Origin of the sequence: Streptomyces sp. NPDC092952, from assembly GCF_044754785.1 — a bacterium.
Lineage (GTDB): Bacteria > Actinomycetota > Actinomycetes > Streptomycetales > Streptomycetaceae > Streptomyces.
Genome location: NZ_JBIVPT010000012.1, coordinates 110,107 through 133,612, shown reverse-complemented (window position 1 = coordinate 133,612; position 23,506 = coordinate 110,107). Strand labels below are relative to the sequence as shown.

The following is a 23,506-nucleotide window of genomic DNA, read 5'->3' as shown; positions in this document are numbered from 1 at the left end:
CCGGGGCTCAGGCCCGCCCGCTCCCGGAGTCGCCGGGGGTCCCGGTGGGCGGGCGGTTGCGGGATTCGTCGAGGGCCCGGACGCCGGGGTGGTGCAGGTCGAAGGCGGGCGACTCGGAGCGGATCCTCGGCAGGGTGGTGAAGTTGTGGCGCGGCGGCGGGCAGGAGGTCGCCCACTCCAGTGACCGGCCGTAGCCCCACGGGTCGTCGGTCCGGACCCGCTCGCCGTATCTGGCGGTCTTCCAGACGTTGTACAGGAACGGCAGGACCGACAGGCCGAGCAGGAACGAGGAGATGGTGGAGACCGTGTTCAGCGCGGTGAAGCCGTCCGCGGCGAGGTAGTCGGCGTAGCGGCGCGGCATGCCCTCCGCGCCCAGCCAGTGCTGCACGAGAAAGGTGCCGTGGAAGCCGGTGAACAGCGTCCAGAACGTCATCTTCCCGAGCCGTTCGTCGAGCATCTTGCCGGTGAACTTCGGCCACCAGAAATGGAATCCGGAGAACATCGCGAACACCACGGTGCCGAAGACGACGTAGTGGAAGTGGGCGACCACGAAGTAGGAGTCCGAGACGTGGAAGTCCATCGGCGGCGAGGCCAGGATCACCCCGGTCAGGCCGCCGAAGAGGAAGGTGACCAGGAAGCCGATCGACCAGAGCATCGGGGTCTCGAAGGAGAGCGAGCCGCCCCACATGGTGCCGATCCAGTTGAAGAACTTCACCCCGGTCGGCACCGCGATGAGGAAGGTCATGAAGGAGAAGAACGGCAGCAGTACCGCGCCGGTGACGAACATGTGGTGGGCCCAGACGGTCGCGGAGAGTCCGGCGATGGCGATCGTCGCGCCGACGAGGCCGATGTAGCCGAAGACCGGTTTCCGGCTGAAGACCGGGATGACCTCGCTGACGATGCCGAAGAACGGCAGGGCGATGATGTAGACCTCCGGGTGGCCGAAGAACCAGAAGAGGTGCTGCCAGAGCAGCGCGCCGCCGTTGGCGGGGTCGAAGACGTGGGCGCCGAACTTGCGGTCCGCCTCCAGCACCAGCAGGGCCGCCGCGAGGACCGGGAAGGCCAGCAGGACGAGCACCGCGGTCAGCAGGACGTTCCAGACGAAGATCGGCATCCGGAACATGGTCATGCCCGGGGCGCGCAGGCAGATGATCGTGGTGATGAAGTTGACCGAGCCGAGGATCGTGCCGAAGCCGGAGAACGCCAGGCCCATGATCCACATGTCGCTGCCGATGCCGGGCGAGCGGACCGCGTCGGTCAGCGGCGAGTAGGCGAACCAGCCGAAGTCGGCCGCGCCCTGCGGGGTGAGGAAGCCCGCGACGACGATGAGCGAGCCGAAGAGGTAGAGCCAGTACGCGAACGCGTTCAGCCTCGGGAACGCGACGTCGGGCGCACCGATCTGAAGCGGCATGATCCAGTTGGTGAATCCGGCGAACAGCGGTGTCGCGAACATCAGCAGCATGATCGTGCCGTGGATGGTGAACGCCTGGTTGAACTGTTCGGCCGACAGGATCTGCAGCCCCGGGCGGGCCAGCTCGGCCCGCATGACCAGGGCCAGTACCCCGCCGACGAGGAAGAAGGCGAAGGAGGTGACGAGGTAGAGGCTGCCGATGGTCTTGTGGTCGGTGGTGGTCAGCCAGGCGACGACGGCGTTCCCGGGTTCCTTGGCGCGGACGGGCAGCTCGTTCGCGTACGCCGCGCTGTCCTCGGCCGCACCTGTTGTGCCCGTCGTCGTCACCGGGGCGCTCCTTCGGTCGTCGCTCGCGGCCGGCCGTGGGGCGCCTCCGCCGCCGCGACGGCCGGCGGGCTCCTCCCGCGCGCGTCACGCCGGATTGCAGATGAAGCAAATCAGCCGCGGGGCGGCCGGACGGGTTCCACCCGGCCGCCGCCGCGCGACATTCACCCGACAGGGGGCGGCCCCGGGCCGGGAACGGCCGGAACACCGGCTCCACACTCGAACGGAGATATGGAACCGCCCCGGCCGGGCGTGATGCCGGCCGGGGCGGAGGGGCGGGGCGCCCGGGCGCGCCCACCCGAGGTGTTTCCGGGCGCTTCGTCAGCCGATGGAGGCGATGGCCTCGACGAAGGTCGCCGACGGGCGCATGACGGCGGCGGCCTTCGCCGGGTCGGGCTGGTAGTAGCCACCGATCTCGGCGGGCGAGCCCTGCACCGCGATCAGCTCGTCGACGATGGTCCGCTCCTGCTCGCCCAGCGTCTTGGCGAGCGCGGCGAACGACTGCGCGAGCTGCGGGTCCTCGGTCTGGCGCGCCAGCTCCTGGGCCCAGTACAGGGCCAGGTAGAAGTGGCTGCCGCGGTTGTCGATCCCGCCCAGCTTGCGGCTCGGCGACTTGTCCTCGTTGAGGAAGGTGCCGGTCGCGCGGTCGAGCGTGTCGGCGAGGACCTTGGCACGCGCGTTGCCCGTGGTCGCCGCGAGGTGCTCGAAGCTGGCCGCGAGGGCGAAGAACTCGCCCAGGCTGTCCCAGCGCAGGTAGTTCTCCTTGACGAGCTGCTGGACGTGCTTGGGCGCGGAGCCGCCGGCGCCCGTCTCGAAGAGACCGCCGCCGTTCATGAGCGGGACGACCGAGAGCATCTTCGCGCTCGTGCCCAGCTCCAGGATCGGGAACAGGTCGGTCAGGTAGTCGCGGAGCACGTTGCCGGTGACGGAGATGGTGTCCTCACCGCGGCGGATGCGCTCCAGCGAGAAGGCGGTGGCCTTCACCGGCGACATGATCTCGATCTGCAGACCGTCGGTGTCGTGGTCGGCGAGGTACGTCCTGACCTTGGCGATCAGCTGCGCGTCGTGGGCGCGGTCCTCGTCGAGCCAGAACACGGCCGGGGCGCCGGTGGCGCGGGCCCGGGTGACGGCGAGCTTCACCCAGTCCTGGATCGGCAGGTCCTTGGCCTGGCACATGCGGAAGATGTCGCCGGCGCCGACGGCCTGCTCCAGCACGACGTCGCCGTTGCCGTCGAGGACCCGCACCGTACCGGTGGCGGGGATCTCGAAGGTCTTGTCGTGGCTGCCGTACTCCTCGGCCTTCTGCGCCATCAGGCCGACGTTCGGGACCGAGCCCATGGTCGACGGGTCGAAGGCGCCGTGGGCGCGGCAGTCGTCGAGGACGACCTGGTAGACGCCCGCGTAGCTGCTGTCCGGCAGCACGGCGAGGGTGTCGGCCTCCTGGCCGTCCGGGCCCCACATGTGGCCGGAGGTGCGGATCATGGCCGGCATGGAGGCGTCGACGATGACGTCGCTCGGGACGTGCAGGTTGGTGATGCCCTTGTCCGAGTCGACCATGGCGAGCGCGGGGCCCTCGGCCAGCTCGGCCTCGAAGGACGCCTTGATCTCGGCACCGACGTGCGGGATGCCGTCCAGGCCCTTGAGGATGGCGCCGAGGCCGTCGTTCGGGGAGAGGCCGGCAGCGACGAGCACATCGCCGTACTTCGCAAAGGTGTTCGGGAAGAAGGCGCGGACCACGTGGCCGAAGATGATCGGGTCGGAGACCTTCATCATGGTGGCCTTGAGGTGGACCGAGAAGAGCACGCCCTCGGCCTTGGCGCGGGCGACCTGCGCGGTCAGGAACTCGCGCAGCGCGGCGACGCGCATGACCGCGGCGTCGACGACCTCGCCCGCCAGGACCGGGACCGACTCGCGCAGCACGGTGGTGGTGCCGTCGTCACCCGCGAGCTCGATGCGCAGCGAACCGGCCTCGCCGATCACCGCGGACTTCTCGGTGGAGCGGAAGTCGTCGACGCCCATGGTGGCGACGTTCGTCTTCGAGTCGGCGGACCACTTGCCCATGCGGTGCGGGTGCGCCTTGGCGTAGTTCTTGACCGAGGCGGGGGCGCGGCGGTCGGAGTTGCCCTCGCGCAGCACGGGGTTGACGGCGCTGCCCTTGACCTTGTCGTAGCGCGCGCGGACGTCCTTGTCCTCGTCGGTCTGCGGGTCGTCCGGGTAGTCCGGAAGCGCGTAGCCCTGCGCCTGGAGCTCGGCGATGGCCGCCTTCAGCTGCGGGATCGAGGCGGAGATGTTGGGCAGCTTGATGATGTTGGCCTCGGGGCGCTTGGCCAGCTCACCGAGCTCGGCGAGCGCGTCGTCGATGCGCTGGCCCTCCTCCAGGCGCTCCGGGAAGCCCGCGATGATGCGCCCGGCCAGCGAGATGTCACGGCTCTCGACATTGACCCCCGCCGTCGAGGCGTAGGCCTGGACGACCGGCAGGAACGAATACGTCGCCAGGGCCGGGGCCTCGTCGGTGTGTGTGTAGATGATGGTCGAGTCAGTCACCCTGTGCTCCGCTCCACGTCTGCGACATTGCTTGACATCAAGATATCTCGTGACCGCCGCGGTCTCGACAGGGCCCCGCCTTCGCCCACGGCGAACCGCCCCTTCGGCGCCGTACGGCACACCCCGGCGGGCCCGTCCGCCCCGGCCCGCGGCGCCCGGGCCCGCCCTCCCGGCGGTCAACGGGCGGGTGGCATACGGTGGTTGCCGACCGCCTTCAGAAGGAGTGCGCACATGCCTGTCTCGCTGGGCCTCGGTCTTCCGCAGATGAAGCAGTACGACATCGGCCGCGACGTGGCCGAGGTGGCCCGCGCCGCGGAGGACATCGGCTACGAGAGCCTCTGGGTCTTCGAGCGGATCATCTTCCCCGAGCCCGCCACACAGGGCCTGTACAACGTTCCGGGCCTGCCCTGGCCCGACCAGTACCGCAGCGTCGCCGACCCGCTGATCACCCTGGCGCTGGCCGCCGGGGCGACGAGCCGGGCCCGGCTCGGCACCAGCGTCCTGGTCGCCCCGCTGCACGTGCCCTTCCAGCTGGCCCGGTCGCTCGCCTCCCTCGACGCCGCGAGCGGCGGCCGGGTGGTCGCGGGTCTCGGTACGGGCTGGTCCCTGGACGAGTACGCGGCCGCCTCGGTCGCCCCGTTCGAGAAGCGGGGCGCGGTCCTGGACGAGCTGCTCGACGTGTGCGCCGCCGTCTGGGGCCCGGACCCGGTCTCGTACACCGGGACGCTCACCACCATCGCCCCCTCCGAGGTCGGCCCGAAGCCGGCGCGTCCCGTCCCGGTGTACCTGCCGGCGAACAGCCCCCGGGCCACCCGCCGCCTGGTCGACCGGGCGGACGGCTGGCTGCCCGTCGCCATGGGCGCCGACCGGCTCACCGAGCAGTGGGACCGGATCCGGGAGCTGGCGGCCGAACGGGGCCGGGAGCGGCCGCTCGGCGTCTGCGTACGGGCCAACGCCCGGTACAGCGCCGCACCGGTGACGGGGGCGGACCGCGCGCCCTTCCACGGCGACGTGGCGCAGATCGTGGCGGACCTGGCGGCCCATGCCGCCACCGGCGTCCCGGAGATCCTGCTGGACCTCCAGGGCACGACGCGCGACGCCTCGGAGCTGATCGACGTGGCCGCCGAGGTGTACCGGGCGGCGCGCGCGGCCGGCGTCTGAGAGCCCGCCCCGGCCCGGGGCGTCAGCGGCGGCGCCCCGCGCCGCGACGGCGGCGCCCCGGTTCGGGGCGGCTGCCGTCCAGCTGGATCCAGATGCGGATCTCGGTCCCGCCGAGGACGGACCGGCCGACGCGGACATCGCCGCCGGTGGCCTCCGCCATCCGCCGGACGATGTCGAGCCCGAGCCCGGTCGAACCGGTGCGGCCGTCGCCGTTGCCCCGGGCGAGGGCCGCGGCCGGGTCCGGGATGCCGGGGCCCGCGTCGGAGACCAGCACGATCACCACGTCACCGCCGTTGTGCACGTCCACCGAGAAGGCGGTGCCCTCCGGGGTGTGCCGGAAGACGTTGCCCAGCAGGGCGTCGAGCGCGGCCACCAGGTCGGCCCGGGCCACCGGGATGAGTACGGGGCGGTCGATGCCCGCGACGCTCACCGGGCGCCCCTCGTCCTCCGCGAGCGCGGACCAGAAGTCCATCCGCTCGCGGATCACCTCGGCCGCGTCGCAGCCAGCCCCGGGGACCGGCGCGCCGGTGCGCGGCCTGGCCTCGCGGGCGGTGCGGATGATCGTGTCGACCTCGCGCTCCAGCTGCTCGACGGCGGCCCTGGTGTGCTCGGCGGCGGGCCCCTCCCCCAGCGAGGCGGCGTTGAGCCGGAGCACCGTCAGGGGCGTGCGCAGCCGGTGCGAGAGGTCCGCGGCGAGTTCCCGTTCGTTGGCGAGCAGCCGTACCACCTGGTCGGCCATGGAGTTGAAGGCGACCGCGGCCTGCTTCAGCTCGGTGGGCCCGTCCTCGGGCACCCGCACGCCGAGCCTGCCCTCACCCAGTTCGAGCGCGGCGTCCGCGAGCTGCTCCGCCGGCTGGATCAGCCGTACGCCGAGCCGGTCGGCCACCGCGACCGCGCCGACGACCAGCGCGACACCGACCCCGGCCAGCATGATCCAGGCGGTGGTCACCCCGTCGGTGACATCGGCGTCGGAGACGAACACCTCGACGATCGAGGTCTCGGCGGAGTTCAGCGCGATGGGCGCCAGCAGCGCCGATCCGCCCGGTACGTCCGAAATACCGGAACGGCCCAGCCGCCGGACGGCCTCGATCTCGTCGCGGGAGGCCCGGCCGTGGCCGAGCTCGACCTCGGGCCGGTCGCCGTGGGACGGGATGTGCAGGGCCATCCGCCCGGCCGCCCCGGCGTCGGTGGAGAGCATGGCCCGGCTCAGCTGGGTCCGGTCGGTGGTGATGGAGAGCGTGGGCCCGATGGCGGCCGCCTGCCGCTCGGCGTTCGAGAACGCCCGGTCCGACGCCATCTCCCTGACGACCAGTCCGAGCGGCACCGCGAAGGCGACCACCACCATCACGGTGACCGCGAGGCAGACCCTGACCAGAGCCCATCTCACCGAGGGGGCTCCAGCTTCACGCCCACGCCCCGGAAGGTACGCAGATAGCGCGGCGACGCCGCGGACTCGCCCAACTTCCGCCGCAGCCACGACAGATGGACGTCGATCGTCTGGTCGTCGCCGTACGGCTGCTGCCACACCTGGGCCAGCAGCTCCTTGCGCGAGACGACGACCCCGGGCCGGCCCGCGAGAAAGGCGAGCAGGTCGAACTCACGGCGGGTCAGATCGAGCGCGGCACCGTCCAGCGCCGCCTGCCGGCGGAGCGGGTCGATCGTGAGCCCGCCCACCTGGATCACCTGGGAGACCGGAGCACCACCGGTGTCGGCGGCGCGGGCGCGCCGCAGGATCGCGGCGACGCGCGCCGAGAGGTGCTCGACGGAGAACGGCTTGATCAGGTAGTCGTCGGCGCCGTCGTTGAGCAGCCGCACGATCTCGGTCTCGTCGTCCCGGGCGGTGGCGATGATCACCGGTACGTCGGTGATGCCCCGCAGCATCTTCAGCGCCTTGGCCCCGTCCAGATCGGGGAGTCCGAGGTCGAGAATGACCACGTCGAAACGGAACTGGGAGACCTCGCGCAGTGCTTCGAGGGCGGTTCCGACGCTCCGTACGACATGGGACGCCTCGGTCAGATGCCTGATGAGGGCTGATCGCACGAAACGGTCGTCCTCGACGACGAGCACACTAGCCATGGAAAAATTGTATGGCGTTCAACGAACTGCTCCCCGCGTCGGGTGCCGGCCCGCGCACATGATGCAATAGGGCCCACGATGCGACGAGCACTGGTACACAGCATAGCCTGGGTGCTCTCCACGGGAGCCGCTGTCACGCTGTCCTGGTGGGGAGTTCACACCGCGATGACGGGCACCGCGTACGACCCTCCCCGCGCCGTCCCCATCGCGGAGGCCGAGCGCGCCTCGAACAACCTGCCCGAGCCCGGGAAGACCCCTTCGCAGCGCCCCGGGAAGTCCCCGGAACCCACCCGCTCCGAGCCCGGCGGGGTGCGGCGGGACGGCTCCGCCGGGAGCCCGTGGCCCGATGCCGCCCGCACCCCCACCCGGCCGCCCTCGCCGGACCCGAGCCGCACCGCACCCGGCGGGTCCGCGAACGTCAAGGGCTACACCGTCGACGGCGGACGGGTCGTCTTCGACATCAAGCGGGCCTCGGCCGAGCTGGTCTCGGCGACCCCGGAATCCGGCTGGCAGATGCAGGTCTGGAAGACGGCCCAGTGGATCCGGGTGACGTTCACTCAGGGCGACCGTGAGATCTCCGTCTTCTGCACCTGGTACCAGCACGCGCCGCTCGTCGAGATCGAGGGGCAGTAGCCCGGCCCGCCGGACACCCTTCCGGCCGCCTCCGGCACAACACGGCGCCGACTCAGTAGAGTCGGCGGCGACTCGGCGAGTCCGCCCGGTCGGTGCGCGCCTCCTGTCCGAGGAGCGGGCCCTCCCCTCTCGTCAGGAGACCCCGTTGAGCATGCTGATCAACACCCCTGAGACCGTGGTCGCGGACGCGCTGCGCGGTATGGCCTCCGCCCATCCGGAGCTGGCCGTGGACGTCGAGAACCGCACGGTGGTGCGCCGTGACGCGCCCGTGCCGGGGAAGGTGGCGCTGGTCTCCGGCGGCGGTTCCGGGCACGAGCCCCTGCACGCCGGGTTCGTCGGGCCCGGGATGCTGTCGGCCGCCTGCCCCGGCGAAGTGTTCACCTCGCCCGTGCCGGACCAGATGGTGCGGGCCGCCTCGGCGGTCGACGGCGGCGCGGGCGTGCTGTTCGTCGTCAAGAACTACACGGGCGACGTGCTGAACTTCGAGATGGCCGCGGAGCTCGCCGAGGAGGACGGCGTACGGGTCGAGCAGGTGCTGGTCGACGACGACGTGGCGGTGACGGACAGCCTCTTCACCGCGGGGCGGCGGGGTACCGGCGCCACGCTCTTCGTCGAGAAGATCGCCGGAGCGGCGGCCGAGGAGGGCGCCCCGCTGGACCGGGTGGCGGCCGTCGCCCGGCAGGTCAACGCGTCGTCGCGGAGCTTCGGGGTGGCGCTGGGCGCGGTCACCACCCCGGCCAAGGGCTCCCCCACCTTCGACCTGCCGCCGGACGAGCTGGAGCTGGGCATCGGCATCCACGGCGAGCCCGGCCGGGAGCGGCGGCCGATGATGACCTCGCGGGAGATCGCCGATGCCGCGGTGGGCGCGGTCCTGGACGACCTGCGGCCCACCGGGCCGGTGCTCGTCCTCGTCAACGGCATGGGCGCGACGCCGCTGCTGGAGCTGTACGGGTTCGGCGCGGAGGTGGCGCGGGTGCTGTCCGGGCGGGGTGTGGCGGTGGCCCGTACGCTCGTGGGGAACTATGTGACCTCGCTCGACATGGCGGGCTGTTCGGTGACGCTCTGCCAGGTGGACGAGGAACTGCTGCGGCTCTGGGACGCGCCGGTGGAGACACCCGCGTTGCGCTGGGGCCGTTGATCCGCCCGGGCCCCGCCCGTCCCGCCCCGTTCTGCTGGAGCGACAAGGAGATCATGTGCTCGACGCCGACTTCTTCCACCGCTGGATGACCGCGTCCGCCGCCCTGGTGGACCGTGAGGCGGACCGTCTCACCGACCTCGACGCCGCCATCGGGGACGCCGATCACGGCAGCAACATGCGGCGCGGCTTCGCCGCGGTGACCAAGGTCCTGGCCGAGGAAGGACCGGGGACCCCCGGGGCGGTGCTGACGCTGGCCGGGCGGCAGCTGATCTCGACCGTCGGCGGTGCCTCCGGCCCGCTGTACGGGACACTGCTGCGGCGCACCGGCAAGGCCCTGGGCGACGCCCCCGCCGTGTCGGAGGGGGAGCTGGCCGGGGCGCTGGCCGAAGGCGTCGCCGCGGTGGCGCAGCTCGGCGGGGCGAAGGCCGGGGACAAGACGATGCTGGACGCGCTGCTGCCGGCCGTCGAGGCGCTCGGCACCTCGTTCGGCGCGGCCCGGGAGGCGGCGGACGCGGGGGCGCTGGCCACGGTGCCTCTGCTCGCCCGCAAGGGCCGGGCGAGCTATCTGGGCGAGCGCAGTGTCGGGCACCAGGACCCCGGGGCCACCTCGGCGGCGCTGCTGATCACCGCACTGGCCGAAACGGCCGGGGGTGCGGCATGAGCGCCGGCGGCGGGGTCGGGATCGTGCTGGTCTCGCACAGCGGTCCGGTGGCCGAGTCCGTGGCGGAGCTGGCCAGGGGGCTGGCGGCGGGCGGTGCCACGGCTCCGGTGGCCGCCGCGGGCGGGCTGCCCGGCGGCGGGCTGGGAACGAGCGCGGAGCTGATCGCCGGGGCCGCCCGGTCGGTGGACTCCGGCGCGGGTGTGGCGCTCCTGGTCGACCTGGGCAGCGCGGTGCTCACGGTGAAGTCGATGCTGGCCGAGGGCGACGAACTGCCGGACGGTTCCCGGCTGGTGGACGCGCCGTTCGTGGAGGGCGCGGTGGCCGCGGTGGTCACCGCGTCGGCGGGCGGCGACATCGAGGCGGTGGCGGCCGCCGCCTCGGAGGCGTACGCGTACCGCAAGCTGTAGCCGGGCGGGCTGCCCGCACCGGGGTGCGGGCAGCCCGGGTCCCATGGCGTCAGGCGGCGTTCGCGGCGGCGGCCGCGACGATCCTGATCCGTACCCGTTCGGTCGTGCCGTTCACCGTCACGGCGAGGGTGACGGTGCCCGGCCGGAGCGCGGTGAGGGTTCCGGTGGCCGGGTCGAGGACGGCCGTGCGGTGGGGCCCCGGTCGTTTCGCGTCCCCGATGAGGACGTTCGGGGATCCGGTCCAGTCCGCCGCCAGCGGGAAGCCGACCGGGACCTCGCGGCTGCCCTGGGTGACGGTCGCGGTGACCTTCGTACGGCTTCCGGCGCGGAGCACCGGCGGTGCGTCGATCCGTACCGCGTCGACGTGCGCGCGGGTCTGGACGGAGACCCAGTCGGGTCCGCCCTGCCACGGCCGCTGCCGTGCCGCGGCCTGTTCGCCCGGTCCTACGCGGTCGGCGCCCACCAGCGACCAGCCGGTGAAGCCGCCGTCGGCGGCGGGTCCGGCCGGCGCCTTGCCGGAGTTCCCGTTGACCAGATAGGGGACTCCGTCGACGTGCGAGGCGTTGAAGACCCCCACGTGGCCGCCGATGAAGGCCGCGCCCTTGCCCGTGGTGCGGCGGAAGTCGGCGAGCCACTGCTCGATCAGGGCGGCCTCCTTGCGGTCGCCGAGCTGGCTGCCCTTCTGCACGGTCGGGTCGCGCGGCGGGACGTGCTGGATCAGCATCAGCGAGTCGACGCCGCGGTCCTCGGCCGCCGCGTCCAGCTGGGCGCGGAGCTGCCGGATCTGGGCGAAGCCGCCGCCGCGCAGGCTGAGGCTGGAGGTGTCGAGGGTGACGAAGCGGGTGCCCTTGTGGTCGAAGGTGCGCTGGGCGGGTCCGAACTCCTGGACGAAGTTGTCGATCCGGCCGCCCATCACCTCGTGGTTGCCGGGCACGTAGTACCAGGGCAGCGCGTCCCCCAGCTCCTCGTCGAGGATCCGGTGGGCGAAGGCCAGATCGGCGGGCGAGCCCTCGTCGACGAAGTCCCCGGCGATCACCAGGAAGTCCGGGGCGGCCGCCCTGATCTCTCGCAGGGTGCGCCGGGCCTGGGCGACGAGGGCGCTGTCCGGTTCGCGGGCGACGAACTGGGCGTCGGACATCACGGCGAACTTCCAGTCCCGGCGGCCGGTCACGGCGGCCGGGTCGATCAGCGGATCGGCGGGGGCGGCCTGTTCGGGCAGCTCGACGGTGGGCGGCACCTGGGCGGTGAGTTCGTCGATGACGATCCCGCCGGTGTACTGCTTGGCGGCCGCGGTCTCCGCGAGGTAGAAGCGGGAGACGGAGAGCGGCATGGCGGTGCCCGGCGGCACGTCGAAGGTGACCTGCCGCCAGCCGGTCCAGGTGACGTACGGGCCGCGCAGCAGCTGGTCGGAGCCGGCCGCGTCCTTGAGGTGCAGGGTCGGCCAGGCGCCGTTGCCGTCGCCCTTGATCCACAGCTTGAACGACTGGGGCTGGCCGGGCACGGCGACCGGCCGGGGCGGGGCGGCGTAGGCGGCGCGGGTGGCGGTGGAGAGGGTGAAGTCGTAGTCGAGCTTCAGACCGGTGCCGGTGCGGCCGTCGGGGGTGGCGGTCAGCGAGCCTTCGGCCCGTGCCTGGCTGAACTTCCAGGACGCGGCGTCGTCGAAGGAGGAGACGGCCTGCTCGGTGAGGCCGACGCTGACGGCGAGGACGGTGGTGGTGCCCGCGACGGTGGCGGTGACCAGCCCGGCGCCGGAGCCGGTGCGCGAGGCGACGGTGAACGAGCCCTGCCCGTCGTCGCGGATGTCGAAGAGCGCGCGGTCGTAGTCGAGCGTGACGTCGCGCGGCTCGACGGGGGCGCTGGTGCCGTGGGCGTCGAGCCCGACGATGCCGAAGGTGCCGGTGGCTTTGCCGTCGGCGAGGCCGACCCGCTGGGTGGTGGGCTGGATGGCGGCCAGTTCGTCGAGGACGGTGAGGGTGGCGGTGCCGCGGGCCGGTCCGTGCTGGGCGCGTACCTCGGTGGTGCCGCCGGCGCGTGCGGTGAAGAGCCCGTGGCCGTCGACCGTGCCGACGGAGCCGCGGGTGGTGTTCCAGCGCGGGGCGCCCTGGGCGGGGCCGTACGTCTCGTCGTAGCCGGTCGCGGTGAGGCGCCGGGTGAGGCCGGGGAAGACCCGGTCGGGGTGGCCGCCCTTGACGGGGTCGGTGCCCGGTGCGGTGGCGGCGGGGGTGCGGGGCTGGACCCAGTAGCCCTTGAGCCGTCCGCTGCCGTCGGGGGCGGTGAGGGCGAGGCCGTTGGGGACGGTGCGCTCGCTGCCGTCGGACGGGCTGTTCTCCACCTGGAGCGCGTCGCTGCCGGGGGCGCGGGCGACCAGGGTCGAGGAGCCGCCGCCGTCCAGGTTGAGCGCGCTGTACGAGCCGGCCCGGCGCATCATCAGGCCGAGTTCGGTGAGGGTGACGCCGCCGCTGTCGGCCTGGCGACCGTCGACGGTGATGATCTGCATCGCCCGGCCGTCCTTGGAGAAGCCGACGGCGGTGCGGGGCGCGGCGGTGTTGTTGCCCTCGCCCTCGTGGTTCTGGGCGACGCCGTCGACGACCAGGAGTTCCCGGCCGCCGACGGCGGTGCGCGGCACGGCGCCGGAGTCGGTGCGGGCCCGGTAGGCCAGGGACACCGGGTCGCCGGGCCGGAGCGCGGCAATCGCGGCGGCGGAGGCCTCCCGGCCGATCAGGAAGGTGGTCCCGTCCGGGACGGGGCCCGATCCGGGCGCGTCCGCCACGGAGACGACCCTGCCGTCCCGGACCGCCGCCTCGGCGACCGGCTTCGCGGCGTCCACGGTGAGGGCGCGGTCGGCGCTCCCCCAGGCGGAGGTGTACGCGCCGATGGAGCCGGACGGCACGTTCGCGGCGTTGTACGCGGTCAGCGGCCGGCGGCCGGAGGGCAGGGTGAGCGTCCCCTCGAAGTACAGGTCGAGGATGCGGCCCGCGCTGTCCGGGCCGATGCCGACGGCCCGGTTGATCCCGGGGGCGGGCGACTGGACGGGGACCCCGTCCTTGACGCCGATGCCTTCCGGGGCCCCGGTCTGGTTGATGTCGAAGAAGTCGGCGTTGATCGCGGCGACGGTCCGGCGGCCGGAACCGGCGTCGTGCCGGGCGGCGAGTTCGGAGACGGTGTGCCGTTCGGAGACCTTGCCGGAGGAGAGGTAGTCGGCGCGCACTCCGCCGCCGGCGAGATCGACCGAGAGCTGGTCGACCCGCAGCCACTTGTCGGATTCGAGCCGGTCGTAGGAGTCGAGCCGGATCCCGGGGGCGAGGGGGCGGGAGGCCCGCGCGGTCTCGATTCCGTCGCCGTCCGCGACCGCCCGGGGCGACGCGCTCCTGGCGTTGCTCGCCGGGGGCGGGGCGACGGGGCGGAGGATCTCTGCGGCCGTGCCGGGACGCGGGTCGGGGTTCGGGTCCGCGAGCGCGGGCTGGATCATGCCGAGTGTCAGGGCGGACGCCGTCGCGAGGAGCACCAGCGGGCGGGCCGCGGTCCTGGGCCGTCTCGCCGCCCTCCCACGCGGTCCGTTCGTCGTACCGACTGTGCCAAGGCCCACAAGTCCTCCTGGATTCCCGATGGTTGCGCGGCCCGGTGCGGGCGGCGGGCGTGTCCGGCGGACAGCATGGCCGGGGCCGGGGCGGCGCACCAGGGGGCATCGGGAACCTCACGGCGAACAGGCGGCGTCGGCCCGATGGCGTGGATGATCAAGGAGAGGGGGTGTCGCCGGCACTGGTGCGTTGGGGCCGGGGCGCAGAATTGACGGCATGCCATCACCGGAGCGCACCACGCGCAGCGCGGGTCTTCTGCTGTTCCGCCGTACGGGCGGGACCGGTTTCGAGGTGCTCGTCGGGCACATGGGCGGCCCGTTCTGGGCACGCCGGGAGCAGGCGGCGTGGTCGGTCCCCAAGGGGGAGTACGGCCCCGACGAGGAGCCGGCCGCGGCGGCCCGCCGCGAGTTCGGGGAGGAGTTCGGGCACCCGGTGCCGGAGGGTCAGTGGATCGCGTTGGGCGAGAGCCGTCAGTCCGGCGGGAAGACCGTGACGGTGTGGGCGCTGGAGGCCGATGTCGACGCCGCCTCGGCGGTCCCCGGGACGTTCACCATGGAGTGGCCGAGGGGGTCGGGGGTGGAGCGGGAGTTCCCGGAGGTCGACCGGTTCGCCTGGTGCACGCCCGAGGAGGCGGCCGGGCGGCTCGTGGCCGGGCAGCGGGTCTTCCTCGACCGGCTGCGGGAGCGTCTGGCGGCGGGGCCGGCCGCGACCTGACCGGGGCCCGGCCCCGCCGGGTCAGCGGTGGCCGGCCTGGGCGGCCTCGATGCTGCTGTGCAGGTCGTTCGTCGCGTCGAGCGCGGCGGCGCCGGAGACGACCAGGCAGGCGAGCAGTACGGCGGCCGCGGCCCGCCCCGTGCGGCGCCGTGCGGGGGCGCGGCCGAGCAGGGCGGCGACCCGGCGCGGTACGGGGCCGGCCGCGGCGGCGAGCGCGGCCCTCGGGCGGGTCGGCGCGGCGCTCCCGGAGGTGCGGGCGGCGAGCGCGGCCCGGCCGATGGCGCGGGCGGCGATCCGCCGGTCCCCGACGGCCGACGCCGCGGCCTCGTCGGCGCAGCGCTCCAGGGCGTACCGCATGGGGGCGCGCAGGGAGCGCAGCGCGGGGTGGCAGAGCGCGGCCGCCTCGGCGACGACGGTGAAGAGGTGGTGGCGGCCGGTGAGGTGGGCGCGTTCGTGGGCGAGCAGCGCCTCGCGTTCGGCGGGGTCGAGGGCGTGGAGCATTCCGGTCGTGACGACGATCCGGCCGGGGGTTCCAGGGCGTCCGGGGAGGGCGTAGGCGTCGGGGCGGCTGTCGGGCAGCACGGTCAGTTCGCCGTCCGCCGGCCCCTCGGCCGGTGCGGCGGTTCCCAGCTCCGCCCAGTGGCGGCGGACGGTGCGGGCGACGGCGGCGGCGCAGCCGAGCAGCAGGGCCAGCGCGGCCGCCGCCAGGGGGACGGCGACGGCCGGGGTGGCCCCGGCCAGCGGCCGGACCAGCTCGCCGAGGGCGGAGACGACGGAGAAGCGGGTCGCACCGGGCACCACGAGCAGTACCAGGGCGAGGAGGCCGGACAGGGCGAGGCCGATGCCGGTCGCGGTGAGCAGCAGCACGGCGCGGGCGGGGGCCAGCGCGTCGGCGAGGCGGCGGGCCGCGGGCACCGCCAGGAACGGCATCAGCAGCGGGATCCAGACGGCGTAGATCATGGGGCCTCCCCGTCGAGCAGTTCCCGGAGCAGTCGCTCGTCCTCGTCGGTGAGCTGCGAGACGAACCGGGCCAGGACGGTGCCCCGGTCCTCGCGCTTGCGCAGTTCGCTGTGCATCCGGCGGGCGGTCAGTCCGGGCTCGTCCTCGGTGGGGGTGTAGGCGAACCCTCGGCCGGCGCGGCTGCGGGCGACGGTGCCCTTCTCGTACAGGCGGGACAGGATCGTGGTGACGGTGGTGCGGGCGAGGGAGGGGCCGATCGCGCTCTGGACCTGGCCGGGGGTGAGGGGGGTTCCGGCCGCCCACAGGGCCGTGAGGATCGTGGACTCCAGCTCGCCGGAAGGGCGGCGCTCCGGTGCGGCGCCGGGGCTCTCGGCGGCCGGGCCGGGGGTGCCCGGGGCGGGCCGGGAAGGCGGTTCGCGGTCCGGGCCGGGGCCTGTTTCCCCGTTCGGTATCCCCTTCGCCTGGGACATGGGAACTCTCCTCCCCCATCGGGCGTCTACAGTGATGTAGACCGTCTACGCCACTGTAGTCAGTCCGGGCGTCCCGTCGGCCGCCCGCTCACCATTATGGGAGACCCACCACCGTGTCCGGATTCTCACTGGCCTCCGTGCCGCTGGCGGTGAACCCGCTGGACGCGGGTTCGCTGCTCGCGGCGTTCGGCGCGCTCGGCATCGCCGTCGTGCTGTTCGCCGAGACGGGGCTGCTCGTCGGCTTCTTCCTGCCCGGCGACTCCCTGCTCTTCACCGCGGGCCTGCTCTGCGTGCCGGGCGCCCACGGCCCGGTGCACCTGTCGCTGCCGCAGGTCCTGGCCGCCGCCGTGGCCGGCGCGCTGCTCGGCGCCCAGACGGGGTACTGGATCGGCGGGCGGGGCGGCCGGGCCCTGCTCACCCGCAGCCGCTCCCGGCGGCTGCACGAGGGCGCCGCCCGCGCCGAGGAGCTGCTGGGCAGATACGGGCACGCGCGGGCGATCGTGCTGGCCCGCTTCGTCCCCGTGGTGCGTACGGTGCTCAATCCGCTGGCCGGGGCGCTCAACGTGCCGGCCGGAGTGTTCACGCTCTGGCAGGCGGCCGGCGGGGTGGTCTGGACGGTCGGGCTGGTCCTGGCGGGTTACGCCCTGGGCTCCTCGGTGCCGAACGTCGACCGCTACCTGCTGCCGATCGTCGCCCTCGTGGTCGTGGTCTCCCTGATCCCGCTCGCCGTCGAACTGCTCCGGTCCCGCAGCCGCCGCGCCGCCGGGGCGGAAGGAGAGAACAGCTGATGCGCCTCGCCTCCACCGCCGCCTCGTTCGACGGCGGCCTGTACACCTGGGTCACGGAGCTGGCACAGCGCTCCCCCGCCGCCCTGGACGCCTCCGTCCGCCTCTGGTCGGACTACGGGCTCGTCCTGTTCGCCCTGCTGATGCTGGTGTCCTGGTGGCGCTCGCGCTCCGGCGACCCCGCGCGGACCGCCATGGCGCTGAGCGCCCCGCTGGTCGTGGTGGCCGCCTTCCTCGCCAACGAGCTGGTCAAGTCGGCCTTCCACGAGCAGCGCCCCTGCCGGACCCTCCAGGTCGTGACGGTGGAGGCCTGCCCGCCACTGAACGACTGGTCCTTCCCCAGCAACCACACCGCGATCGCGGTGGCCGCGGCGACGGCGATCTGGCTGGCCGACCGCAGACTCGGCGCGGTCGCGGTGACCGCCGCCGCGCTGATGGGCGCGTCCCGGGTGTGGGTCGGCGCGCACTACCCGCACGACGTGCTGGCCGCGCTGGTGACCGGGGTGGCCGTCGCCTGGCCGCTGACGGTCGCGGCGAGGCGCTGCGCCCCGGCGGTGCTCCGGCTGCGCGGCACCGCGCTGCGGCCGCTGGTCGCCACGCGGTGAGCCGGGGCCCGTGCGGACGGGCCCCGGCCGGCCGGGTCAGCCGTGGGGAAGGATGACCGCGCGACCGTTGATCTTCCCGTGGTGCAGCCGCTCGTACGCCAGCGGCGCCTCGTCCAGGGTGTACGTCTCCACGTGCACCCTGACCGCCCCGGCACGGGCGAGGTCGAGCACCTCGGCGAGCTCGGCGCGCGACCCCCAGTACGGGGAGGTCACCGTCGTGTTGTACGGCAGGGAGCCGAAGCCGACCGGCAGCGCGCCGCCGCCGATGCCGACGATCGTGACGTCGGAGTCGATCGCGGCCGCCGCCCCGGCGGTGGCGACGGTGGGCGGTGCCCCGACGAAGTCGAGGACGGCCTGGGCGCCGGTCCCGCCGGTGAGCTCCCGGATCCTCGCCGCCGCGCCCCCGTCGGACAGGACGGTCTCATGGGCCCCGACCTCGCGGGCCAGGGCCAGCTTCTCCTCGGAGACGTCGAGGGCGACGACCCGTACGGCTGTCATGGCCCGCAGCAGCTGGATCGCGACGTGGCCCAGCCCGCCCGTGCCGATGACCACGGCGGTGGCGCCGGGAACCAGCTTGGGCAGCGAGCGCTTGATCGCGTGGTACGGGGTCAGGCCCGCGTCGGTGAGCGGCACGGCCTGCACCGGGTCGAGCCCGCCGAGCGGCACGAGGTGGCGCGGGTCGTCGACGATCATGTACTCGGCCATGGCACCGGGGGCGCCCAGTCCGGGCGGGGCGATGCCGAGCTCCTTGGCCCGCAGGCAGTAGTTCTCCTTGCCCTCGGCACACTTGACGCAGGTGCCGCAGCCCCAGGGGCCGTACACCGCGACGGCGTCGCCCACCGCGAGCCCGCTCACCCCGTCGCCGAGCGCGGCGACGGTGCCCACGCCCTCGTGGCCGAGGGTGAGCGGCAGCGGGAACGGGATCTGCTCCGCGGGCCAGCTCATCACGGCGATGTCGGAGTGGCAGACACCCGCGGCGGTGACCTTCAGCAGCACCTGGCCGGGGCCGGGCTCCGGATCGGGCACGGTGACGACCTCGGGCGCCGCGCCCACGGTGCGGTACTGGACGGCCTTCATGGGGTTCTCCTCACGTTCGTACTCTGCTCGCCTTCACCCCCGTTGCCCCCGTTGCCCGGTCAGGCGGCGGAGTAGCCGCCGTCCACCAGGTGGTAGCTGCCGTGGACGAAGGAGGCGCGGTCGGAGAGCAGGAAGGCGGCCAGTTCGGCGACCTCCTCCGCCGTGCCGAGGCGTCCGGCCGGGTGGAGCGATATCAGGTGCTCGCGGGCCGCACTGTCGGTGTTCCGGAGCAGCGGGGTGTCGATGAAGCCGGGGCCCACGGCGTTGATCCGGACGTTGCGCGCCGCGTATTCGAGGGCCGCCGTCTTGGTCAGGCCGACCACGCCGTGCTTGGCGGCGACGTACGCCGGCGATCCGGCGAAGCCGTTGGTGCCGAGGATCGACGACATGTTCACGATGGCGCCGCCGCCCGCATCGACGATGGCGGGGAGTTCGTGGCGCATCGAGTAGAAGACGCCGCTGAGGTTGGTGGCGACGACCCGGTCCCAGTCCTTGACGTCGTAGGCGCCGGTGGGGTTGCTGGGCCCGGCGATGCCCGCGTTGTTGACGGCGAGGTGCAGGGCGCCGAAGGTGTCGACGGCGAACCGTACGCCCGCTTCGACCGAGGCGGGGTCGGTGACGTCCAGGGCCACGGCGGCGGCCTCGGCCCCGGCGCCCGCCAGCTCGGCGGCGGCCTCGCGGGCACCGGCCTCGTCGTAGTCGGCGACGACGACGGCGGCGCCGCCGGCGGCCAGCCTGCGGGCCAGCGCCAGGCCGATGCCGGAGGCACCGCCGGTGACGAGGGCGGTCCGGCCGATGAACTCCTGGTCGGCGGGGGTGGGGGTGGTGCTCATCGGTCTCTGCTTTCTTCGGTGGTGCGGTGTGCTGCCCGCCCGCCGGGAGGCCGCGTGAGCAGCTCCCCGGCCAGGGCGTCGAATGCCTGCCCGATCAGTCGGGGCAGGTCGTCCGGCCGGTCGGCGCGGGCCCAGGCCGCCTGGGCCGCGAGGAGCGCCCCGGCCCCCGCGGCGACCGCGACGGCGGGGCGGAGGTCGTCCCGGGCGTCGACGCCGAGCCGGTCCGCGAGGATGGCGACCGAGTCCTCCTGCGCGTCCACCCGGATGTGGTGGAACGCCGCGTAGAGGGTCGGCTCCCGCTCGGCGAGGACGACCAGCTCGAAGATCCGCTCACGCCGGTGCCAGGCCGGGACGCCGGAGTCCTCCAGCCAGTCCTCCACGGCCCTTCGGTAGGCGGTGAGCGGGGGCTCGTCGGCCGGGCGGGCCCGCAGGGCGTCGTTGATCCGGTCGCCGTCGCCCCGGATCGAGTCCAGGACCGCGGCCTCCTTGCTCGTGAAGTACCGGCTGAAGGTGCGCCGGTCGACGTCCGCGCGTTCCGCGATCTCCTCGACCGTCACATTCCTCAGGCCCCGGTCGAGCACCAGCTCGAAGGCGGCCTGCGCCAGCGTGTCCCGGGTCCGGCGGGCCTTGCGGCCCCGCCGCTCCGGGCTCTTCCGTTCCGGATTCATACATGCACCGTACACCCAAAAAATGTCCCACCGCGACATGAGTCCCGGCGGGACATTCAATGGGGGCGGCGCGCCGCTCCGGGCCGGTCCTACCGGCCGCCGAACGCCTCGGCGGACCGGCGGGCTCCGTACCCGGCCGCACCGCCGCGGGCGGGGTCGCCGGCCACCGCCCGGCGCAGGGCGAGTGCGGCGATGTCGTCGCGCCGTACACCTCCGGAGAAGGAGTCCAGGTCGGCGTCGAGGGCCGTCAGCACGTCGTACGGGGCCCGCTCCGCCCAGCGGCCCAGGCGGGCGTCGAGCGGGTAGAAGGCGCCGGAGGCGTCACGGGCCTCGGTGACCCCGTCGGTGCAGAGCAGCAGCGTGGCGCCGGGCGGGAAGTCCAGCCGCTCGGCGACCCTGCCCTCGTGGCTGAGCTCCGCCATGCCCAGCGGCACGGAGGTGTGACGCAGCGGTACGGCCGCGGCCACGCCCCCGTGCAGCAGCCGGGGCGGCAGATGGCCGCAGTTGACGGCCTCGACCCGGTCGCCCCCGTCGAAGCCGAGCACCAGGGCGGTGACGAAGCGTTCGGTCTCCCCGGTCTGGGCGGAGAACATGTTGTGCCGGGCGACCGCGTCCTCCAGGGCGTCGACCACGCCCGTCAGGGTGGGCTCGCGGATGGCCGCCTCCCGGAAGGCCCCGAGCACGGCGAAACCGGCCCCGATCGCGGCGACCCCCTTGCCCTGGACGTCCCCGATGATCACCCGGGTCCCGTAGGGCGACTGGACGACCTCGTAGATGTCGCCGCCGACCAGGCGGTCCTCCTCGATCGGGGTGTAGATGCCGTGGGCCAGGACCTGGTCGGTCAGGATGGGCAGCGGGCGCAGGATCTGGCGCTGGAGGGCGACGGCGGCGGAGCGCAGCCGGGCGATCTGGGTGGCGTGCCGGATGCGCAGGACGCTGGCGCCGATGCCCAGGCAGCAGGCCAGCACGGTGAAGGCGATGCCGGTGAGGACGTCCCCGCGGGAGCCGCCGGTCGACAGGTGCGATCCGGTGACGACGAGCATGATCAGGAGGGATACGACGGCGGTCTGCCGGATCGTCCCGAAGACCGAGACGAGGGCGGGGACCACCACCAGCAGCGGCACCAGGCGGAGCTCACCGCCGGTCTGGACGTCCACCAGGACGAGCACGGCCGTCAGCAGGGACAGGACGCCGAACAGCACACGGTTGCGGACCCGTGGCGCGCGTACGGCCTCCTCCCCCGCGTCCGCTCCCGGGAGCACCGCTCCGGGTACGGAGAACAGGCGTCGAAGCCCGATCCTCACGGCCGACTCCTCCCGGGACCCGCCGGCCCGGTGCCGGCACTCCTTACCAGTGCACCCGGCATCCGGGCGCGGCACACGAGTCGTAGGGCCTTCCGGTCCGCGCCGAAGGTCCCGAGAACCGGTCCGCCCGGCCGTGCGGGGTGTCCGGCGGAGGCCGGCCGGACACCCCGGGCCGGGGTCAGCGCACGGCCGCGGCGGGGCGGTCGCCGTCGGGGGCCGACGGGCCGGTGGCCGGCCGGTCCGGGGCCAGCGCCCCGAGGAAGGACGTACGGCGGCGGAGCGCGAACCCCATGGACTCGTAGAGCCGGACGGCGTTGGTGTTGGCGGCGGCCGCGTGCAGGAACGGCGTGTCGCCGCGCTCCTTGATCGCGTGGGAGACGGCACGCACCAGTCCGGTGCCCAGGCCCTGCCCGCGCACGGACTCGTCGGTGCAGACGGCGCTGATCTCGGACCAGCCCGGCAGGACCATCCGCTCGCCCGCCATGGCGACGAGCACCCCCTCGCGCCGCACCCCGAGGTAGGTGCCGAGCTCGACGGTGCGGGGCAGGAACGGGCCCGGCCGGGTCCGTTCGACCAGGGCGAGCATCTCCGGTACGTCGGCGGGGCCGAGCCGCGCGGCGCCCGGGAAGGGTTCGGTGGCGACCCCGGCGTCGACGAGCTGGACGCCGTCGATGTCGAAGACGACCTCCCAGTCGTCCGGCGGCGGCTCGCGGAAGGCGGTGATGCTGATGCCTCCGCCGGGCCCGACCAGGGCCGCCGCGTCCGCCCAGTCCCGGGCCTCCGGCTCGTCCGGGAGGGCGACCCACGGGGCCACGTCCACCGGGTAGCGCAGGATCCGGCCACGGCGCTCGGCGAACCGGGCGTGCGGCCCGGTCAGCGCGGCGCGGACCGGGTTGTCCAGCGGATGCGTGCCGTCCGGCGTCCTCACCCGGTCACCTCGATCACGGTCTTGCCGCGTGCGTGGCCCTGCTCCACGGCGCGCAGCGCGTCGCCCGCCGCGGTGAGCGGGTAGGTCCGGTCGACATGGGTCCGCAGCACGCCGTCCTCGGTGAGCCGTGCCAGCGCTTGGAGGACCGCCGCGTCGCGGGCCCGCCGGACGGCCGCGCCGCCGAGCTCCACCACGAGCTGCTTGTCCCCGATGCCGATCAGGGCGGCCGGGTCGTCGAGCAGCGCGGCCGCGGCCCTCAGGGTGTCGCCGCCGACCAGGTCGACGACCGCGTCCACCCCTTCGGGGGCCGCCGCCCGCACCCGCTCGGCGAGCCCGGGGCCGGACGCGACGTGCACCGCGCCGAGCGATTCGACGAACTCCTTCTTGGCCGGGCCCGCGACGCCGACCACCCGGACGCCCCGGTGCCGGGCGAGCTGGATCGCGGCACTGCCCACCCCGCCGCCGGCACCGGTGATCAGCAGGGTCGCCCCCGCCGCGAGGTCCAGCTGGTGGATCGCGTCGTACGCGGTGGCCGCCGCGACCGGCAGCGTCGCGGCGTCGGTGAAGGACAGCCCGGCGGGCTTGTGCGCGGCCACGGTGACGGGAATCAGGGTGTACTCGGCGTAGCCGCCGGTCACCGGGTTGCCGAAGACCTCGTCGCCGACCGCGAAGCCCCCGGTGTCCGGACCGACGGCCTCGATCACCCCGGCGGCCTCGCTGCCGAACACGGTGGGGAAGGGCTGCGGCTCGCTGCCGGGCCTGACGTACCCCGTGCGCAGTTTCCAGTCGACCGGGTTGACGCCGGCGGCCCGGACCGCGACAAGCAGTTCGCCCGGTCCGGGCACCGGCTTGTCCCGTTCGGCGAGGGCCTCCGTCTCGGGGCCGCCGTAGCGGGTGAACACATACGCCTTGGGCATGGGCTTCCTCTCTGCTGCCGCACGGCACCGGGCTGGGCGGCCGCACCGGCCACCACAGCAGCGGCAAGTCTCCCGCCCGCCCCGGTATTCCCAGGTGCCGGGTCCGGCGGGTGCCCGACGGGGCCGGAGGCCACGGGCCGGAGGCCACGGGCCGGGACCGTCGATTTCGACTCAACTAGTGCCGCATATGCGCCGGTCGGCCCCGTACCGCCCCCCGGCTGTGGCAGTCTGGAGGACGACCGCCCCACCGGGCTCCCCCGTACCGGTGGGGCGGTTGCTCTGTCCGCACTGCCCCGCCCGGCGTCGGGGCGA

At 74.0% G+C, this 23,506-nt stretch carries 21 protein-coding genes; 8 read left to right on the top strand and 13 right to left on the bottom strand.

Annotation, left to right across the window (positions count from 1 at the left end):
- Positions 1-7 precede the first annotated feature (7 nt).
- Positions 8-1,738: a cytochrome c oxidase subunit I gene (ctaD, locus tag ACIQGQ_RS26005; RefSeq protein ID WP_402399507.1), complete on the bottom strand. Its 1,731-nt coding sequence runs from the start codon at positions 1,736-1,738 to the stop codon at positions 8-10.
- Between the two features lie 318 nt (positions 1,739-2,056).
- The gene (locus tag ACIQGQ_RS26000) at positions 2,057-4,279 is read right to left on the bottom strand and encodes an NADP-dependent isocitrate dehydrogenase (protein ID WP_402399504.1); all 2,223 of its coding nucleotides are present in this window, start codon (positions 4,277-4,279) and stop codon (positions 2,057-2,059) included.
- Between the two features lie 231 nt (positions 4,280-4,510).
- On the opposite strand from ACIQGQ_RS26000, the gene ACIQGQ_RS25995 reads away from it, so the two are divergent.
- Positions 4,511-5,440, top strand: a complete 930-nt coding sequence (locus tag ACIQGQ_RS25995; protein ID WP_402399501.1) for an LLM class F420-dependent oxidoreductase — start codon at positions 4,511-4,513, stop codon at positions 5,438-5,440.
- Positions 5,441-5,462: 22 nt separating this feature from the next.
- Here ACIQGQ_RS25995 and ACIQGQ_RS25990 read toward each other — a convergent pair whose 3' ends face one another.
- Positions 5,463-6,827 (bottom strand): ATP-binding protein, encoded by a 1,365-nt coding sequence (locus ACIQGQ_RS25990; protein ID WP_402399499.1) that lies wholly within the window; start codon positions 6,825-6,827, stop codon positions 5,463-5,465.
- Positions 6,824-7,516, bottom strand: coding sequence for a response regulator transcription factor (locus tag ACIQGQ_RS25985; RefSeq protein WP_402399496.1), 693 nt, complete (start codon positions 7,514-7,516; stop codon positions 6,824-6,826). Before ACIQGQ_RS25985 ends, ACIQGQ_RS25990 begins: the two co-directional genes overlap by 4 nt.
- 78 nt (positions 7,517-7,594) lie before the next feature.
- On the opposite strand from ACIQGQ_RS25985, the gene ACIQGQ_RS25980 reads away from it, so the two are divergent.
- From ACIQGQ_RS25980 to ACIQGQ_RS25965, 4 genes are all read left to right on the top strand, one after another.
- A complete protein-coding gene (locus tag ACIQGQ_RS25980) occupies positions 7,595-8,149 on the top strand; it encodes a hypothetical protein (protein WP_402399494.1) in 555 nt (184 codons plus the stop codon).
- 145 nt (positions 8,150-8,294) lie between these two features.
- Positions 8,295-9,287, top strand: a complete 993-nt coding sequence (gene dhaK / locus ACIQGQ_RS25975) for a dihydroxyacetone kinase subunit DhaK (protein ID WP_402399491.1) — start codon at positions 8,295-8,297, stop codon at positions 9,285-9,287.
- A 55-nt stretch (positions 9,288-9,342) separates the two neighbouring features.
- Complete coding sequence (gene dhaL, locus ACIQGQ_RS25970; RefSeq protein ID WP_402399488.1) at positions 9,343-9,948, top strand: dihydroxyacetone kinase subunit DhaL; 606 nt, start codon at positions 9,343-9,345, stop codon at positions 9,946-9,948.
- Entirely contained in the window at positions 9,945-10,355 is a 411-nt protein-coding gene (locus ACIQGQ_RS25965) for a PTS fructose transporter subunit IIA (protein WP_352277953.1), read from the top strand. The genes dhaL and ACIQGQ_RS25965 overlap by 4 nt, the downstream gene beginning before the upstream one ends.
- Positions 10,356-10,404: 49 nt before the next feature.
- On the opposite strand, the gene ACIQGQ_RS25960 is transcribed toward ACIQGQ_RS25965, so the two are convergent.
- Positions 10,405-13,824 carry a phosphodiester glycosidase family protein gene (locus tag ACIQGQ_RS25960; protein ID WP_402399485.1) on the bottom strand — a complete coding sequence of 1,140 codons (3,420 nt, stop codon included), beginning with the start codon at positions 13,822-13,824 and terminating at the stop codon, positions 10,405-10,407.
- Between the two features lie 325 nt (positions 13,825-14,149).
- Between ACIQGQ_RS25960 and ACIQGQ_RS25955 the strand changes: the two genes are divergently transcribed.
- Positions 14,150-14,647: an NUDIX domain-containing protein gene (locus tag ACIQGQ_RS25955; RefSeq protein WP_402399483.1), complete on the top strand. Its 498-nt coding sequence runs from the start codon at positions 14,150-14,152 to the stop codon at positions 14,645-14,647.
- Between the two features lie 21 nt (positions 14,648-14,668).
- Here the strand turns inward: ACIQGQ_RS25955 and ACIQGQ_RS25950 are convergent, their stop codons facing one another.
- Positions 14,669-15,607: a M56 family metallopeptidase gene (locus ACIQGQ_RS25950; protein ID WP_402399481.1), complete on the bottom strand. Its 939-nt coding sequence runs from the start codon at positions 15,605-15,607 to the stop codon at positions 14,669-14,671.
- Positions 15,604-15,936, bottom strand: a complete 333-nt coding sequence (locus tag ACIQGQ_RS25945) for a BlaI/MecI/CopY family transcriptional regulator (protein WP_366298135.1) — start codon at positions 15,934-15,936, stop codon at positions 15,604-15,606. The genes ACIQGQ_RS25950 and ACIQGQ_RS25945 overlap by 4 nt, the downstream gene beginning before the upstream one ends.
- Positions 15,937-16,190: 254 nt before the next feature.
- Between ACIQGQ_RS25945 and ACIQGQ_RS25940 the strand changes: the two genes are divergently transcribed.
- Positions 16,191-16,865 (top strand): DedA family protein, encoded by a 675-nt coding sequence (locus tag ACIQGQ_RS25940; protein WP_402399478.1) that lies wholly within the window; start codon positions 16,191-16,193, stop codon positions 16,863-16,865.
- On the top strand, positions 16,865-17,467 hold the full coding sequence (locus tag ACIQGQ_RS25935) for a phosphatase PAP2 family protein (protein ID WP_402399476.1): 603 nt from the start codon (positions 16,865-16,867) through the stop codon (positions 17,465-17,467). The genes ACIQGQ_RS25940 and ACIQGQ_RS25935 overlap by 1 nt, the downstream gene beginning before the upstream one ends.
- 36 nt (positions 17,468-17,503) lie before the next feature.
- Here the strand turns inward: ACIQGQ_RS25935 and ACIQGQ_RS25930 are convergent, their stop codons facing one another.
- The 6 genes from ACIQGQ_RS25930 to ACIQGQ_RS25905 all read right to left on the bottom strand — a co-directional run bounded on the left by ACIQGQ_RS25930 (position 17,504) and on the right by ACIQGQ_RS25905 (position 23,194).
- Entirely contained in the window at positions 17,504-18,544 is a 1,041-nt protein-coding gene (locus ACIQGQ_RS25930) for an NAD(P)-dependent alcohol dehydrogenase (RefSeq protein WP_402399473.1), read from the bottom strand.
- Between the two features lie 59 nt (positions 18,545-18,603).
- Positions 18,604-19,377: an SDR family NAD(P)-dependent oxidoreductase gene (locus ACIQGQ_RS25925; RefSeq protein WP_402399470.1), complete on the bottom strand. Its 774-nt coding sequence runs from the start codon at positions 19,375-19,377 to the stop codon at positions 18,604-18,606.
- A complete protein-coding gene (locus tag ACIQGQ_RS25920) occupies positions 19,374-20,045 on the bottom strand; it encodes a TetR family transcriptional regulator (RefSeq protein ID WP_402399467.1) in 672 nt (223 codons plus the stop codon). Before ACIQGQ_RS25920 ends, ACIQGQ_RS25925 begins: the two co-directional genes overlap by 4 nt.
- 89 nt (positions 20,046-20,134) lie before the next feature.
- On the bottom strand, positions 20,135-21,349 hold the full coding sequence (locus ACIQGQ_RS25915) for a PP2C family protein-serine/threonine phosphatase (RefSeq protein ID WP_402399464.1): 1,215 nt from the start codon (positions 21,347-21,349) through the stop codon (positions 20,135-20,137).
- Between the two features lie 178 nt (positions 21,350-21,527).
- On the bottom strand, positions 21,528-22,277 hold the full coding sequence (locus ACIQGQ_RS25910; protein ID WP_402399461.1) for a GNAT family N-acetyltransferase: 750 nt from the start codon (positions 22,275-22,277) through the stop codon (positions 21,528-21,530).
- Positions 22,274-23,194, bottom strand: a complete 921-nt coding sequence (locus ACIQGQ_RS25905; protein ID WP_402399458.1) for an NADP-dependent oxidoreductase — start codon at positions 23,192-23,194, stop codon at positions 22,274-22,276. The genes ACIQGQ_RS25910 and ACIQGQ_RS25905 overlap by 4 nt, the downstream gene beginning before the upstream one ends.
- Between the last annotated feature and the right edge of the window lie 312 nt (positions 23,195-23,506).

Excerpts from the sequence above, each read along its gene's own strand:
- ACIQGQ_RS25905 (WP_402399458.1), bottom strand. The coding sequence starts at position 23,194 with ATGCCCAAGGCGTATGTGTTCACCCGCTACGGCGGCCCCGAGACGGAG.
- ACIQGQ_RS25985 (WP_402399496.1), bottom strand. The coding sequence starts at position 7,516 with ATGGCTAGTGTGCTCGTCGTCGAGGACGACCGTTTCGTGCGATCAGCC.
- ACIQGQ_RS25930 (WP_402399473.1), bottom strand. The coding sequence starts at position 18,544 with ATGAAGGCCGTCCAGTACCGCACCGTGGGCGCGGCGCCCGAGGTCGTC.
- ACIQGQ_RS25960 (WP_402399485.1), bottom strand. The coding sequence starts at position 13,824 with ATGATCCAGCCCGCGCTCGCGGACCCGAACCCCGACCCGCGTCCCGGC.
- ACIQGQ_RS25955 (WP_402399483.1), top strand. The coding sequence starts at position 14,150 with ATGCCATCACCGGAGCGCACCACGCGCAGCGCGGGTCTTCTGCTGTTC.
- ACIQGQ_RS25965 (WP_352277953.1), top strand. The coding sequence starts at position 9,945 with ATGAGCGCCGGCGGCGGGGTCGGGATCGTGCTGGTCTCGCACAGCGGT.
- ACIQGQ_RS25935 (WP_402399476.1), top strand. The coding sequence starts at position 16,865 with ATGCGCCTCGCCTCCACCGCCGCCTCGTTCGACGGCGGCCTGTACACC.
- ACIQGQ_RS25920 (WP_402399467.1), bottom strand. The coding sequence starts at position 20,045 with ATGAATCCGGAACGGAAGAGCCCGGAGCGGCGGGGCCGCAAGGCCCGC.
- ACIQGQ_RS25925 (WP_402399470.1), bottom strand. The coding sequence starts at position 19,377 with ATGAGCACCACCCCCACCCCCGCCGACCAGGAGTTCATCGGCCGGACC.
- ACIQGQ_RS25950 (WP_402399481.1), bottom strand. The coding sequence starts at position 15,607 with ATGATCTACGCCGTCTGGATCCCGCTGCTGATGCCGTTCCTGGCGGTG.
- ACIQGQ_RS25980 (WP_402399494.1), top strand. The coding sequence starts at position 7,595 with ATGCGACGAGCACTGGTACACAGCATAGCCTGGGTGCTCTCCACGGGA.
- ACIQGQ_RS25995 (WP_402399501.1), top strand. The coding sequence starts at position 4,511 with ATGCCTGTCTCGCTGGGCCTCGGTCTTCCGCAGATGAAGCAGTACGAC.